Genomic DNA, 14221 nt, shown 5'->3' with positions numbered 1-14221 from the left:
AGGCGCGGGTGCGGCGGGGTGTGCGAGGGCGGGACCGTGGCCGTTGGGGTGGTCAGAGTGGGGGGTCGTCCGGTTTTTTGGTCCAGGCGCGCTTCAGGGCCGCGGCGAGCAGGGTGCGGAGGCTGCGCTGGGTGCGGTTGGCGGCGGCGAGCTGGCGGCGCAACCCGCCCACCTCGCGCCGGAGTTCCACCGCGCTCTTACGCCACGTGCCCGCCTCCTCCCGCCACTTGACGCTCTGGGCGCGCAGGCGTTCGACCTCCTTGCCCAGCCGGGCGGCCTCCGACTGGGCCTCCACGCGGGCGCGCAGGGCGCCGCGGCGGCCCAGGGGTTCGGCGGGCGACTCGGTGAAGCCGTAGCTCTCGCCTTCCACCCAGGTCACCCCGGACACGTCATCCACAGCGTCGTCGAGGTCCTCGCCAGGACCGGCCACGATGGCGGCCCTGGCGAAGGCGGAGGCCCGCTCCAGGCGGGCGCCGACCAGGCCGGATGGCGACTCGCTGAGCAGGACGTTGACCAGTCCCAGGCCCTCGCCGGCGGCCAGGTCCAGCATGCGGGCCAGGCCGTCCTCGGCGGGCGCCCATCCGGCGGGCAGCCGCAGGATCCAGGGCACCGCGGGGTCGGGGGCGTCCGTGACGGCCAGCCGTACCCTCGGCTCGTGCTGGTAGTGACCGTGGACCAGCACCAGGTCGAGGGCGGGGTCGCGCAGGGGGGCGCGGCGGTCGCGGTCGAGGGTGTCCCAGGGGCCGACGAGCACCACGCGGACGTCGGGGACGGTCCCGGCGAGCACCGCGTCCACGGTGGTGCGGACGGTCTCGTACCCGGCGGTGCCGTCCACGACGACGGCGACGTAGGGGACCTTCCACGCGCGGCCGGGGTGGGCGCGCAGCCAGCGGTAGGTGGGGATGCGGTCGGCGACGAAGGCGTGGCTGACCCGGTCGACGGGCGCTTTGTCGCGCATGCGCATGGTGGGGCCGAGGTGATACGCGCGGGCCAGGGGTTCGGGCACGAACACGGCCCCGGCCTGTGCCAGCCGGTAGCCCATCTCGGTGTCCTGGCCGAGTACCAGGTCCTCGTCCATGGGCCCGGCGGCGGCGACGAGGCGGGCGCTGACCGAGGTGGCGCCGCCGACGTGCAGGCTGAAGGGGCGCTGCGGGTTGTCGGTGAGGCCGCGGGTGCGCTCGACGAGGTCGACGATCCAGGCGTGCGGGCGGGCGGGTTCGAAGGCCTTCTCGAGGTCGTCGGGCAGTTCGGCGGGAACCTTGGCCTCGGTGAACCTGATGTAGCCGGTGACCGCCAGATAGGGGGCGCGGTGGTGCCAGCGCATGTGCGCCTCGACCGCGCCGGGGGTGAGCAGCACGTCGGAGTCGAGCCAGTGGATGACGTCGCCGGTGGCCAGGGCCAACCCGGTGTTGCGGGCGGCGGCGCGGCCCGGCCGCGGGCAGCTCGCGAGCGTGGTGTTCTCCGGGCGTTCCCGCGGCAGGCGCAGCGGCGGGTCGCTGCCGTTGTCGACGACGATGACCTCGGTAAGCCCGGCCGGGTAGGTCTGCCTGGCCAGCGCGCGCAGGACGAGGTCGAGTTCGTGCTGCCCGCCGTACGCGGGGATGACCACGCTGACCTTGAGTGAGGGCGTCCATCGCTCGGGCGGCGCGAGCACCCGGTAGTCGTTGCCCCGGACCCTCATGCCGCTTCCATGAGCCTGCTCGGCCGGAAGCCGCGCCACTGGTTGGCAGCCACCTTGAGGAAATGCGACAGAGGCAGTTGCCAGGTGTGCTCGTCGCTGAGAGTGCGGCGCAGCACGTACCCGAGCCCGTGGGTCCGGTAGATGCGCGCGCCCTGAGCCTGGGCGGCCTTGAGGAAGGCCTTGTCCACCGCCCGAGGCAAGGCAGGAAATCCCCCTAAAGACCGAAATTTCGCCGCAGCGAGGAGAATCGTGCCCCCCGCGACGTGATCCGCCCACACCTCGCTCGGGTACGCCGCCCCGCTGGCGAAGGTGGTGCGCCGGATCGTGGTGTTGAGCGGTTCGAGATAGAAGAACTCGCCGGTGGCGCCCACGATGTCGGCGCCCGTGGCCCGCATGGCCAGCAGCAGGTCCGACAGGTGCTCGGGACCGTACCAATCGTCGTCGTCCCACTTGACGAGGTAGTCGCCGCTCGCGCGGGCCGCCGCCAGGTTCAGCACCTCGCCGAACGCGGCCCGCGACACCACGCACGACACCGGCAGCGGAGCGGACTCGACGGCGGCGCGCACCGCCTCGTACGGCACGCCGTGCAGCCCGATCACCGCCTCGACCTCGACGTGCCGCTGCCGCGCCATCTGCGCGAGCGCCTCGGCCACCAGGTGCGGCCGCTTGGTGGACATGACCACGCTGACCTTGGGCCGCGCCGCGAAGGCGACCTCACCGGCGAAACTCTCCGGGAACTCCCCCGGCGTCGCGGCCAGCCGGGCGGCCACGCGGCGCAGCCGTACGCTGTGCTCCTCGCGGCGCAGGTCGGCCACGCAGCGCAGGCCGCCGGCGGGCTCGCCGGCCAGCCACTCGCGGTCGGCGAGCAGGTCGGCCAGGGGCGCGGGCACCCAGGCGGGCGCCTCGGCGGCGGTCAGCGGTACGCCGGCGGCGGCCAGCCGCACGATCTCCCCGAGCGGCACGGGCCCGCCGGGCCAGTCGACCTCCAGCCCGCGCAACGGCCGCAGGACGGGCAGGTCGAGGCGGCCGGGCGGGGCCGCGGGCAGCCCTTCTCCCTCGGCCGTCCAGCCGCGTCCGGCCCAGCGCAGGCGGGCCAGTCCCTTCTCCGGCGTACGCCGGAAGCCGCAGGGGGTGACGGTCATGAACGTGGCGCTCCTCGACGGCGGGGTTCGGAGACGGCGCCTACCTTACGCCGCTTTTACCGCCCGGTAGGAGGGAGGTCCCCCATTCGTTACGGCACCTGCCGCAGGTCACACGGCGGCGGCTCCCAGATTCCGTTCAGGAACTTATGGCACGTTAACTCGTACCTGTTTATTAGGGTGTCAATATCCCCTAGTGCCTCTCAAGTCGTGACAAGGATAGATATGCGGATGCTCTCGACTCGCCGGACAGCGGCGACGGCCGCGATTCTGGGAGTTCTCGCCCTTGTCGCGCTCCTGGTCACGGGCGTCTTCACGCTCGCCGCCGCCGCCGTCGCCGCGGCGCTTCTGGTCTCGCTGGCCGCCCTCGCCTTCCTGGTGCTGACCGTGCGCCGCCTCGACGGCAAGGCCCAGCGCATCGACCAGCGCGTGAAGAAGAACGAGAGTTCGCACGCCGCCACCGCCGCCACGCTCAAGCGCATCGAGAAGCGGCTGGAGGAGCTGTCGGCGGCGATGGAGGACGGCGCGGCCCGCCGTACCGAGGACCTCAGCGCCATCCTCGTCTCCCTCGGCGAGGACCGCGTCAACGCCATGACCCACGCCCGTGAGGTGGAGCAGCTACGCGAAGAGGTGCGGGCGCTGGGCTCGGCATGAGGCGGATCAGGCACAACGACTACGGGGCCCTGGAGCCGCCGGCCATCGGGAGCTGGCGGCCGGCCAAGCGCGTCTCCGTCGTCATCCCCGCCTACAACGACCAGGACGGGCTCGACCGCACGCTGACCGCGCTGGCCAAGCAGAGCTACCCGGCCGAGCTGACCGAGGTGGTCGTCGCCGACGACGGCAGCACGCCGCCCCTGTCGGCGCCGGGCGTACGGGTCGTGCGGGTGAGCGGGGGCTGGGGCCGCGGCGCCGCCCGCCAGGCGGGCGCCGACGCCGCGACCGGTGACGTGGTCCACTGGCTCGACGCCGACATGATCCTGGACGAGGAGCACCTGGAAGCGCACATGCGCTGGCACCACCTGCTCGACCACGCCGTCGTGATCGGCGACACCCGGTTCGTGAACGAGCTCGGCGAAGAGGGCACCCGCACCGAGTACACCACCAAGACGCTCGAATCCACGCGCATGCTCCGCGACGCGGGCACCAGCGCCTACCTGCTGCACACCGGCGCCTCCAGCTCCGTCTCCGCCGCGCTGCTGCGCGCGGCAGGTGGCGTGGACGTGACGCTCAACATGGCCGAGGACACCGAGCTCGGCTACCGGCTGGCGCAGGCCGGCGCCGTCTTCATCCCCGACCCCGAGGCGAAGGGCTGGCACGTCGGCCCTTCCACCGTGATGCTGCGGGCGAAGGAGGTGCACCGGCACAACTGGTCGTTCCTGGGCGACCTCATCCCCGACCTGCGCTGGCTGCGCGGCCATCCCCGCCGGCGGTGGCGGGTGCCGTACGTGCGCGTCGTCACCGAGGCCGACGGCTACGAGCGCACCCGCGCCACCGTGGACGCGGCGCTCGCCGGCACGCTCGCCGACACCGCCGTCACCATCACCGGCCCCTGGGACGTACTGACCGGCGACCGGCACGCCGCCCTCGACGACCCGCACCTCGACCTGCGCCTCCTGCGCAACCTCTACGCCTCCGAGCCGCGCGTCGCGTTCGCGGCCGACGCGCCCGCTTCCGCGGCGCCCGCCCCGTTCCTGCTGCGCGTCCCCGCCGGATGGGCGCCGGGCGCCGACACGATCGCCCAGCTCGTACGGCAGGCAGAACAGGAAACACTGGGCCTGGTCAGCGCGGCCCTGACCGAGTCCGGGGCGGGCGTGGTCGCCGCCCGGCTGGAGCGCACCGCCGCCTTCGCCCGCGCCGCCCGCCACGAGGGCCCGGCCGACGACCTGGTCGACGAGATGTTCGGAGCGCTGTGGGTGAGCGGGACCGAGTTCGGCTTCGCCGCCGGTGACGACATCGAGCCGCCCGCCGGTGACCCGGCCAAGTGGCGGGCGCTGGCGACCAAACGCGCCGCCGAGATCAAGGAACTGCAGGCGGAGGTGGCCCGGCTGCGGGCCGAGGTGGACGACCTCTCGCAGCCGCCGCCCGAGCAGCCGGAACCCCCGACCGGCCCGCTCGCCGCCCTGCTCAAGCACCTGAGGAAGACCGGATGACCACGCCAGCGGGTCGCCTCATGGAGGTTGCCATGATCTCTTCTCTCATCGCGGACATGCCGCAGGCGTGGGTCTTCGCCGTCGGCATCGACGAGGACGTCAAGGGCGTCGACCTCGACCGCGACATCCTGGAGCCACCCAGCGGCAAGGAACGCGCGCCCGAGGTGCTGGTGCTCGCCCGCACCCCCGCGGACCTGCGCAGAGTCGCCACCCTGCACAAGCTCCTTCCCGACACGCAGCGCGTGGTCGTGGCCGTGCTGGACGCGCCGCCCTCGCATCCGGCGCCGGTCCCGACGCCCACCCCGGCCAACCGGTGGCGCTCGCTCATCGACCTGCGGGTGTACCAGCCCAAGGATCGTGTCTGGGTGGTGGACGCGAAGTTCTCCGCGCCCACGCCGGCCGGCCGTACCGTGGCCGCGACCGCGCGGGCCTTCGCCGGGCACCGCCTCGACGTGATCGCGGCCCCCGCCGCGGCGATCGCCGGGGTCGGCGCGGCGGCCTGGCGGCCGGGCGACCCGAACGCCACCCCGGCCGAAGTCGGCGGCCCGGTCCCCGGACGGGTCGGCGCGCCCGGCAGCGACCTGGTCCTGCGCACGCTCGACGACCCCGACGTGAACCCCGGCTCGGCCGACTCGCCCTGGGAGGCCCCCTGGGAGGGCGACGAGACGCCGGTCGAGCGGCCCACGCTGCGCGCGGCCAGCTGGGAGCACCTCGGCCGGCCGGGCGGCGCCGAGCTGCCGCTGGCCGATCCCGAGGTGCTGGCGGAGCCGTCGATGATCCCGCCGGTCGACGAGCGGATGGTGAACCCGCAGGGCTTCGTGACCACTCCCTCGCGCGGCATGGCGGCGCTGACCGAGCGCGAGGGCCGCTGGTCCATCGTCCTCGACGGCAAGCTGATCATCGCCTTCGCCGAGTCCGGCGGCGTCACCGACGCCGACGTGGCCAGGCTCCGGCAGATCAGGGGCGTCGAGGTCGACTGGCAGCACGCCCACAGCGGGCCGCTGACCGCGGTGCGGGTGCTGGCCGGGCTGGCCGCGGCCGGGGTGCCGCTGGTGTCACCGTCCGTGCCGCGCTGGGCGGGGGCGCTGGGCGAGCCACTGGTTCGGCTGATCGAGTCGGGTCCCGACCTCGCCGACCAGCTCCGGCGGGAGGAGCACAGCATCCGGCTGCGCCGTACGGCGCTGCGCACCCACGGCGTGGCCGCCCGCTGGGAACAGCTCGGCGCGCCCGCGCCGGTGCCGCCGCTGACCTCGGTGCTGCTGGCCACGCGCCGGGCGGACATGGTCGGGTTCGCGCTCGACCAGATCGCCAGGCAGCGGGACGCGCAGCTTGAGGTGATCCTGGCCCTGCACGGCGTGCCCGCCGGCCACCCGGACGTGGCCGCCGCGATCGCCGCCTTCGACGGGCAGGTCACCGTGTACGAGGCCGCCGCCGACCAGATCTTCGGCGAGGTGCTGAACGAGGCGGCGTCCAGGGCGTCGGGCTCGTTCCTGCTGAAGATGGACGACGACGACTGGTACGGCCCGGACTTCCTGTCGGACCTGCTGCTGGCTCACTCGTACTCGGGGGCACAGGTGGTCGGCACCGTGCCCGAGTTCGTCTACCTGTCCTCGATCGACGTCACCGTGCACCGCAAGCAGATCACCGAGCAGATCACCAGCTTCGTGGCGGGCGGCACGATCCTGGTCGAGCGCTCCGCCTTCCAGGCCGTCGGCGGGTTCCGTCCGCTGCGCCGTTCCGTGGACACGCAGTTCCAGGAGGCGCTGCAGGCGGCCGGCGGGCAGATCTACCGCACCCACGGCCTCGGCTACATCCTCCACCGCGGTCTGGCCGCCAACCACACCTGGCAGGAGCCGATCGGCACCTTCCTGCAACGCAATCGCCACCAGTGGCGCGGCTTCCGGCCGTGCGCGCTGATGGAACTGGAAGGGAGCGCCCGGGTATGAGCGGGCCGGGTATGAGCAGGGGCGTCGCGCGTATCCGGCGCAACGACTACGGGGTCCTGACCCCGCCCGCGCTGGGCGCCTGGACGCCCGAGCTGACCGTCACCGTCGTCATCCCCGCCCACGACCGGCAGGGGACGCTCGACCTCACGCTCGCCGCGCTGGCCGTCCAGAGCTACCCCGCGGACCTGCTCGACGTGATCGTCGTGGACGACGGCAGCGCGCCGCCGCTGCGGCTGCCGGACCTGCGCCCCGCCGCCACCCGGCTCGTGCCCAGCGCACCCGGCGGCTGGGGACGCGCCTGGGCCCTGCAGACCGGGATCGACGCCGCCGCCGGTGAGATCGTGCTCGTCCTGGACGCCGACATGGTGCCGCACCGCGGGCACGTCGAGGCACAGCTGCGCTGGCACCATCTCGCGCCCTACCTGGTCGTGCTCGGCTGGATCGACTTCACCGACGACGTCGTCCTGCCCGCCCCCGCCGAGGTGCGCGAGGCGCTCGACGCGGGCAACGAGGACAAGCTGTTCCACCTGTCGCCGCTTCGCCACGACTGGGCCGAGAAGATCATCGAGGAGCACGACGGCCTGCGCACCGCGCCCAGCGCGCTCACCGCCCGCGTCCACGTCGGCGCCACCGCCTCCTACCCGGCCGCGCTCCTGCGCCGGATCGGCGGGCTCGACACCTCTCTGGTGCTCGCCGAGGACACCGAACTGGGCTACCGGCTGGCGCAGGCGGGCGCCGTGTTCGTACCCGACCCCGACGCGCGGGCCTGGCATCTCGGGCTGCCCACCGCCATGCGGGAGTGGGCGGCGCTCAAGCGCTACAACGACCCGTTCGTGGCCGACCGTGTGCCGCACCGCCGCTATCTGCGCGTGAACCAGGGCCGCCAGTGGCTCGTCCCCTACATCGACTGCGTGGTGGCGGGCGAGCACCCCTACGAGGACGTCCGCGCGACCGTGGACGGCCTGCTCGCCACCTCCCTGCCCGACGTGCGCGTCACCGTCACGGGGCCGTGGCCGGACCTGGGCGGCGGCCGCCGCCACCCGCTGCGCGACCCCGACCTGGACCTGCGCCTGATCCACGCCACGTTCGAGCATGATTCCCGGGTACGGCTCACGCCCGCGGAGGACCCGGCGCCCGCCGCCCCCTACCGCCTGACGGTCCCGCCCGGCTGGATGCCCGGCCACGACACCCTCCGGCGCCTGACCGAGCACCTCGACGAGCACGACCTGGGCGCGCTCTGCGTCGCGCTGGCCGAGGAGAGTGACGGCGTCGTCGTCGCCCGGCTCGAACGCACCGCGGCCCTGGCCAGAGCCGCCCTGCTCGCCGGGCCGGGCGAACACCCCGACGACGTGATCCACGAGGTGTTCGGCGTGGAGTGGGTGGACGGGGAGTCGTGGGGGTTCGTACGCCGCCCCACGGTCTACCCGCCGCGCCGCCGCCCCCTGACCGAGCTGGAGAAGCAGGCGCTCCAGCACGAGAAGGAGATCATCCGGCTGCGCCGCAGGGCCGCCGCGCTGCAGGCGGAGACGTCGCAGCTGCGCAGGGAGGCGGGCAAGGCGGAGCGCGACGCCGCCCGGTGGCGCGAGAAGGCCGAGGCGTGGCGCCAGGAGGCCGTCCGCCTGGCCAGGGCCAAGGAGCGCACCGTGCTGAAGCGCGCCGTGCGCAGGGTGCGCGACCTGACCTTTCCCGACCAGTAGCCGCTCAGGCGTGGCCGTTCTCCCAGGCCCACGCGGCGATCCCGACCCGGTTGCGCACGCCGAGCTTGCGCTGGACGTTGGCCACGTGCGTCTTGGCCGTGCCGGCCGAGATGAACAGCTCGGCCCCGATCTCCGGGTTCGACCGGCCCTGAGCCACCAGCCGGACGATCTCCAGTTCGCGGTCGCTCAGCGTCTCACCCGCCACCCCGGTACGGCCCTGCGCGGGCGTCAGGTGGCGCAACAGCCGTACGGTCACCGACGGGCTGATCAGCGCGTCGCCCGCCGCGGCCGCCCGGATCCCCTCGGCCAGCAGCCCCACCCCCGCGTGCTTGAGCAGGAAGCCGCAGGCGCCGGAGCGCAGCGCCGTGTGCACGTACTCGTCGAGGTCGTAGGTGGTCACGACGATCACGCGGACCGTGTCCGCCAGCCGCCGCGTCAGCTCAAGGCCGTCCATGCGCGGCATGCGGATGTCGGCCACCACCACGTCGGGGGCCAGTTCCGCGGCCATCTCCAGCGCGGCGACGCCGTCCGGCGCCTCGCCCACCACCTCCAGGTCGGGCTGGGCGTCGATGATGGTGCGGAAGCTCCGCCGCACCGCGGGCTGGTCGTCGGCGACCAGCACCCGGATCGTCATGGCCGTCCTCCCGGGAAGGCGACCTTCACCAGCCACCCGCCGTCTCCATCCCGGCCGGCGCCGAACGTCCCGCCCAGTGCCTCGACCCGCTCGGCCAGCCCGGCCAGCCCCACTCCGGGCCGCGCGGAACCGGGCAGGCGCGGCTGGGCGGGCGCGCCGGCGTGGTCGGCGACCGTAAGCACGGTCGCGCCCGCTTCGTCCACCACCCGGATCGCCACGCTCGACCCCGCGGGCGCGTGCTTGCGGACGTTGGTGAGGGACTCGGCGACGATGCGGTAGACCGTGGTGGCCACCTCGCGCGAGACCGACCTCGGGGGCGCGAGCTCCAGCTCCGTCTCCGGGTATCCGGCCTCGGCGAAGCGGCGTACCAGGCCGGGCAGGTCGTCCAGGCCGGGCAGCGGCTCGGCGGAGACCGCCTCGCCCTCCAGCTCACGCAGCATCCGGACGGTACGGTCCATGGAGGCCAGCGCCCGCGTCCCGTCCTCCTCGATCGCCCGCAGCGTCGCGGCCGCCTCGCGCGGCGAGCTCTCCAGCAGGATCTGCGCCGCCTGCGCCTGCAAGACCATGGCGCTGACGTCGTGGGCCACGAAGTCGTGCAGGTCGCGGGCGAGCTGCATCCGCTGGGAGCGCCTGGCCTCGCGCACCGCCCGTTCGCGGCGGGTGTCCAGCACGCGCAGGTACACGCCCAGGCCGACGGCGCCGGCCGTACCGAAGGACCAGAACAGCCCGAACGCGACCGACTCCATCACCGACTTCACCGGCACGACCTGCAGCGCCAGCAGCGCCTCGGCCACCGCCGCCACGGCGACGGCGGGCACCCCGCGCGGCAGGGGCGACCAGCGGACGGTCATCGTGATGAGCGTGAGCACGGCCAGGGTGTGGAAGTAGGTGGCGGGACCGGCAGCGCCGACCGGGTCGCTCAGCCACACCAGCGTGCACGCCGCGCCGATGGCGCCCACGAGCGCGGTGAGCGGCGCGAGCAGCGGCCGCGTCCTGGGCGACCACGCGACGGCGGCGCTCGCCGCGGCCACCGCGAGCAGAGCGGGGACCGAGATCAACGGCTCGGGGAACGGCGACCTGAGCGAGACCAGCCAGACGGCGCAGCAGAGCACGACCGCGCAGGCCAGCACCTGTTTCATGACCGCCACCTTAGCCAGGAGTGCGCGCAGGCGAATCTGCCGATCGGCAGATGTCCTGGCGCCGATCCCGGCCCAGGCTGGGGAACCATGAAACGACGACTGGTTCTCTACGGCGCGCTGATCTGGAGCGCGATCTACGGAGCGCTCGGCTACTTCTGGTGGTCGGGCGGCGGCGGCTTCCCCTTCGGCGGCCCCAACGCCGACGTCGGGATGAGCCTCTTCGCGGGTGTGACGGCGGACGCGATGGCACCGGTCGTCGCCCTCGCCTGTACGGCCGGCGTCCTGCTCGCGGCGGCGGCCCTCTGGTGGCCCAGGATTCCCGCGCCGGTGGTCGCGGCGTACGGCTGGGTGGCAGGGGCGAGCCTCCTGTTCGTGTTCCCCGACGTCCGGCTGCTGCAGAACATGGCCTACTCCCTGCGCGGTTACTTCGGCCTGGTCGACTGGCCCGTGCTCAACCAGCTCGTGTGCGTCGCGGGCGGGGCGCTGTGGATCGGCGTCGCGCTGGGCTCCGCGCGGGGCGGCGCCGCGTCGTGGCCGTGGCGGCGGATCGGGCTCTGGGCGACGGCCGTCGCGGTGCTGTCGCCGCTGCCGTACGGCACGCAGCGGGCGGCCTGGGCGGCGGGCATCCCGATGTGGGTCGACCAGAGCTTCGTCGACGACCTCGCGGCCGACGCCGCGGCCAAGGGCGTGAGCGAGCTGGGGGAGTACTCGCTTCCGCTGCTCTGCCTGGGCGGGGCGCTGCTCACGCTCGGGCTGGCGCAGCGGTGGGGGCGGGTCTTCCCGCGCTGGGTGCCGGTGCTCGGCGGGCGGGCGGTGCCCGAGGCGATGGCGGTCGTGCCCGCGTCGCTGGTGTCCGTGGCCCTCACCGTGACCGGGGTGGCCTCGTGGCGCGGCCTGCTGGCCGGCGACATGGACTGGTCGCTCGGGGGTGTGGGCCTGTTCTTCCTGCCGTGGGGACTGTCGCTGGGTGTGGCCACCGTGGCCTACCACTACACGCGAGGTCACGTCCCTGCAACGCCGTTCACCCTGGCCCGTCCCCAGCCTGATATGCGGCCATAATTACGGGACGGCCGGGGTTTGCGGGGTGCGGAGAGATGACGGCGTTACTCGTGCGGGGTCCGGCGGGCTTCATCCGGCTGGTGCCGGGTCAGCGGCTGCTCGTGGGACGCGAGGGCGACATCGCCATCGCCGACGCCCGCGTCTCCCGCCACCACGCCGAGGTCGTCCACGAGTCCGGCCGCTGGATCCTGCGCGACCTCGGCAGCCGCAACGGCACGTTCATCGGGCAGAACCGCATCTCGACGGTCCACGTGGCCGTCCCCTGCACGGTACGGCTCGGCGGCGCGGAACACGGCCCCCGCCTCGACCTCGAACCCGAACCGGCCCACCCGACGGCCCCGCAGTCGCACCGCCCCCCGGACCCGCGCCACACCGGACACCGGCCCACCGGACACCCAGCCCCTCCAGCCCCCGGACACCAAAGCCGTTCAACCCCCGGACACCCTGGCGCGGGTCATTCAAGCCCAGGCCACCCGAGCGGAGGGCACCCGAGCGGAGGCCACCCGAGCGGAGGCCACCCGAGCGGAGGCCACCCGAGCGGAGGCCACCCGAGCGGAGGCCACCCGAGCGGAGGCCACCCGAGCGGAGGGCACCCGAGCGGAGGCCACCCGAGCGGAGGCCACCCGAGCGGAGGGCACCCGAGCGGAGGGCACCCGAGCGGAGGGCACCCGAGCGGAGGCCACCCGAGCGGAGGGTATTCCGGTGCGGGGCATTCCGGGGGTGGGCAGGGTTGCGGTGGGGTGTCGGAAGGGGTGACGCAGCTCGGGCGGCCGGCCGTACAGGCGCGTCCGAGCGAGATCCCCGAGCGGATCCTCCCCCTGACCGACGTCCTGCGGATAGGCCGGGCCGCCGACAACGACCTGGCGCTGCCCGACGACCTCCTGATCTCCCGCCACCACGCCGAGATCCACCGCTCCCCCAACGGCCCGTACGTCAGGGACCTGCGCAGCCGCAACGGCACCCACGTCAACGGCCACCGCGTCACCGACGCCTACGTCCAGCCGGGCGATCTGGTCTCGGTGGGCCACTACCAGCTGGTCGTGCACCGCGACCACGTGGCGGTTCACGCCGACACCGGCGCCGTGTCCCTGCGGGCCGAGGAGCTGACGGTCACGGCGGGCTCCGCCGTACTGCTGGACCGGGTGAGTCTGCAGCTGGACGCCTGCAGTCTGCTCGCGGTGGTGGGCCCGTCGGGCGCGGGCAAGTCGACGCTGCTCGGCGCGCTCACCGGCGCCAGGCCCGCCACGCACGGCCGGATGCTGTACGAGGGCCGCGACCTGTACGCCCACTACGACGACCTGCGCCACCGCATCGGCCTGGTCCCGCAGGACGACATCCTGCACAAGGAGCTCACGGTCGAGCGGGCGCTGGGGTACGCGGCGGCGCTGCGCTTCCCCCAGGACGTGACGCGGGCCGAGCGCCGGGCCCGTATCGACGAGGTGATCGACCAGCTCGACCTGGCCGAGCGCCGCAAGCTGCGCATCGACCGGCTGTCCGGCGGCCAGCGCAAGCGCACCAGCGTGGCGCTGGAGCTGCTGACGAAGCCGTCGCTGCTGTTCCTGGACGAGCCGACCTCCGGGCTGGATCCGAGCCTGGACAAAGAGGTCATGAACACGTTGCGGGAGCTGGCCGACGACGGCAGGACCGTGGTGGTGGTCACGCACAGCGTGCTGCACCTGAACGTCTGCGACCGCGTGCTCGTGCTCTGCCGAGGCGGCAAGGTCGGATATTTCGGCCCACCGGGTGAATTGCTGGGATTTTTCGGGGCGACGGAGTACTCGGAGGTCTTCAAGAAGGTCAGCGACGAGGCCGACCTGTGGGCCGACCGCTTCCGCCACTCCGCCTACCACACCCGCTACTGCGGCGCCGCCTCCGGCCAGGGCCTCGACGGCCACACCGTCACCCCTCCCCCGGCGCCGCCCAAGCAGAGCACTGGACGGCAGTTCGCGATCCTGTCACGGCGGATGTTCTCGGTGATCCGCTCCGACAAGCTGGCCGCGCTGTCGATGATCGGCCTGCCGATCATCCTGGCGCTGATGACCCGGGTCGTGGAGGGTTCCGCGGGCCTGGCGCCACCCGGCGGCAAGATCGGGCGCAGCGAGGAGGCCGGAACCCTCCTGATCATCCTGGTGTTCGGGGCCGCGCTGATGGGCCTGATCGGCGCGATCCGGGAGATCGTCAAGGAAGGCCCCATCTACCGCCGCGAACGCTCGGTCGGCCTGTCACCGGTGGCGTACCTGCTGTCGAAGGCCGCCGTGCTGGGCGCGATCAACGTGGTGCAGGCGACCTTGTTCGTCACGCTGGCCATGATCGGCCGCAAGCCTCCCGCCGATCCGCTGATCTTCGGCTCCGGCAGCGTGGAGATCATCGTCGTGGTATCCGCGGTGGCCTTCACCTGCAGCCTGCTGGCCCTGCTGGTCAGCGCCCTGGTCAGCACCAACGAGCAGGCCATGCTGATCATGGTGGTGCTCGTGATGGCCCAGTTCGTCTTCATCGGCAAGCTGATCGAGGTCGTCGGCCGTACCGGCCTGGAGCAGCTCACCTGGCTCATCCCCACGCGCTGGGGCTACGCGGCCGCGGCGGCCACCACCAACCTGCAGAAGATCGACATCGCCAAGCCCAAGGACGCCCTCTGGGACCACGACCCGGCGGGCTGGCTCCGCTCGATGGCCGTCCTGATCCTCATGTCGGCGGTCCTGGCCCTGGCCACCCGCCTCGCCCTGCGCCGCTACGAGGCCAAGTCCCGCTGAACCACAAGGTCATCCCCGGCCAATAG

General features: G+C 73.5%; 10 protein-coding genes and 1 pseudogene. 7 read left to right on the top strand and 4 right to left on the bottom strand.

Annotated elements, in window-relative coordinates:
* Window positions 1–52 precede the first annotated feature (52 nt).
* Together ACIBI5_RS32350 and ACIBI5_RS32345 are read right to left on the bottom strand one after the other, a co-directional pair.
* Window positions 53–1681, bottom strand: a complete 1629-nt coding sequence (locus ACIBI5_RS32350; protein WP_397252520.1) for a glycosyltransferase — start codon at window positions 1679–1681, stop codon at window positions 53–55.
* Entirely contained in the window at window positions 1678–2823 is a 1146-nt protein-coding gene (locus ACIBI5_RS32345) for a glycosyltransferase family 2 protein (protein ID WP_397252519.1), read from the bottom strand. The genes ACIBI5_RS32350 and ACIBI5_RS32345 overlap by 4 nt, the downstream gene beginning before the upstream one ends.
* Before the next feature lie 228 nt (window positions 2824–3051).
* Here ACIBI5_RS32345 and ACIBI5_RS32340 point away from each other — a divergent pair, with 228 nt between their 5' ends.
* From ACIBI5_RS32340 to ACIBI5_RS32325, 4 genes are read left to right on the top strand one after another with little or no spacing between them, the layout of a single operon-like run.
* A complete protein-coding gene (locus ACIBI5_RS32340; protein WP_397252518.1) occupies window positions 3052–3474 on the top strand; it encodes a hypothetical protein in 423 nt (140 codons plus the stop codon).
* On the top strand, window positions 3471–4970 hold the full coding sequence (locus tag ACIBI5_RS32335; RefSeq protein WP_397252517.1) for a glycosyltransferase: 1500 nt from the start codon (window positions 3471–3473) through the stop codon (window positions 4968–4970). The genes ACIBI5_RS32340 and ACIBI5_RS32335 overlap by 4 nt, the downstream gene beginning before the upstream one ends.
* A 32-nt stretch (window positions 4971–5002) precedes the next feature.
* A complete protein-coding gene (locus tag ACIBI5_RS32330) occupies window positions 5003–6916 on the top strand; it encodes a glycosyltransferase (protein WP_397252516.1) in 1914 nt (637 codons plus the stop codon).
* Window positions 6913–8613 (top strand): glycosyltransferase, encoded by a 1701-nt coding sequence (locus tag ACIBI5_RS32325; protein ID WP_397252515.1) that lies wholly within the window; start codon window positions 6913–6915, stop codon window positions 8611–8613. Before ACIBI5_RS32330 ends, ACIBI5_RS32325 begins: the two co-directional genes overlap by 4 nt.
* Window positions 8614–8617: 4 nt before the next feature.
* On the opposite strand, the gene ACIBI5_RS32320 is transcribed toward ACIBI5_RS32325, so the two are convergent.
* Together ACIBI5_RS32320 and ACIBI5_RS32315 are read right to left on the bottom strand one after the other, a co-directional pair.
* Entirely contained in the window at window positions 8618–9247 is a 630-nt protein-coding gene (locus ACIBI5_RS32320) for a response regulator (protein ID WP_397252514.1), read from the bottom strand.
* Window positions 9244–10386 carry a sensor histidine kinase gene (locus tag ACIBI5_RS32315; RefSeq protein WP_397252513.1) on the bottom strand — a complete coding sequence of 381 codons (1143 nt, stop codon included), beginning with the start codon at window positions 10384–10386 and terminating at the stop codon, window positions 9244–9246. The genes ACIBI5_RS32320 and ACIBI5_RS32315 overlap by 4 nt, the downstream gene beginning before the upstream one ends.
* A gap of 87 nt (window positions 10387–10473) precedes the next feature.
* Between ACIBI5_RS32315 and ACIBI5_RS32310 the strand changes: the two genes are divergently transcribed.
* From ACIBI5_RS32310 to ACIBI5_RS32300, 3 genes and pseudogenes are all read left to right on the top strand, one after another.
* Window positions 10474–11445: a hypothetical protein gene (locus ACIBI5_RS32310; protein ID WP_397252512.1), complete on the top strand. Its 972-nt coding sequence runs from the start codon at window positions 10474–10476 to the stop codon at window positions 11443–11445.
* 35 nt (window positions 11446–11480) lie between these two features.
* Window positions 11481–11666, top strand: a pseudogene (locus tag ACIBI5_RS32305) (FHA domain-containing protein); the annotation flags it as partial.
* Window positions 11667–12185: 519 nt separating this feature from the next.
* Complete coding sequence (locus ACIBI5_RS32300) at window positions 12186–14195, top strand: ATP-binding cassette domain-containing protein (RefSeq protein ID WP_397252566.1); 2010 nt, start codon at window positions 12186–12188, stop codon at window positions 14193–14195.
* Window positions 14196–14221 lie beyond the last annotated feature (26 nt).

The sequence above is a fragment of the Nonomuraea sp. NPDC050540 genome, from assembly GCF_044457485.1.
Classification (GTDB): domain Bacteria; phylum Actinomycetota; class Actinomycetes; order Streptosporangiales; family Streptosporangiaceae; genus Nonomuraea.
This window is presented reverse-complemented; position numbering and strand designations above follow the sequence as displayed.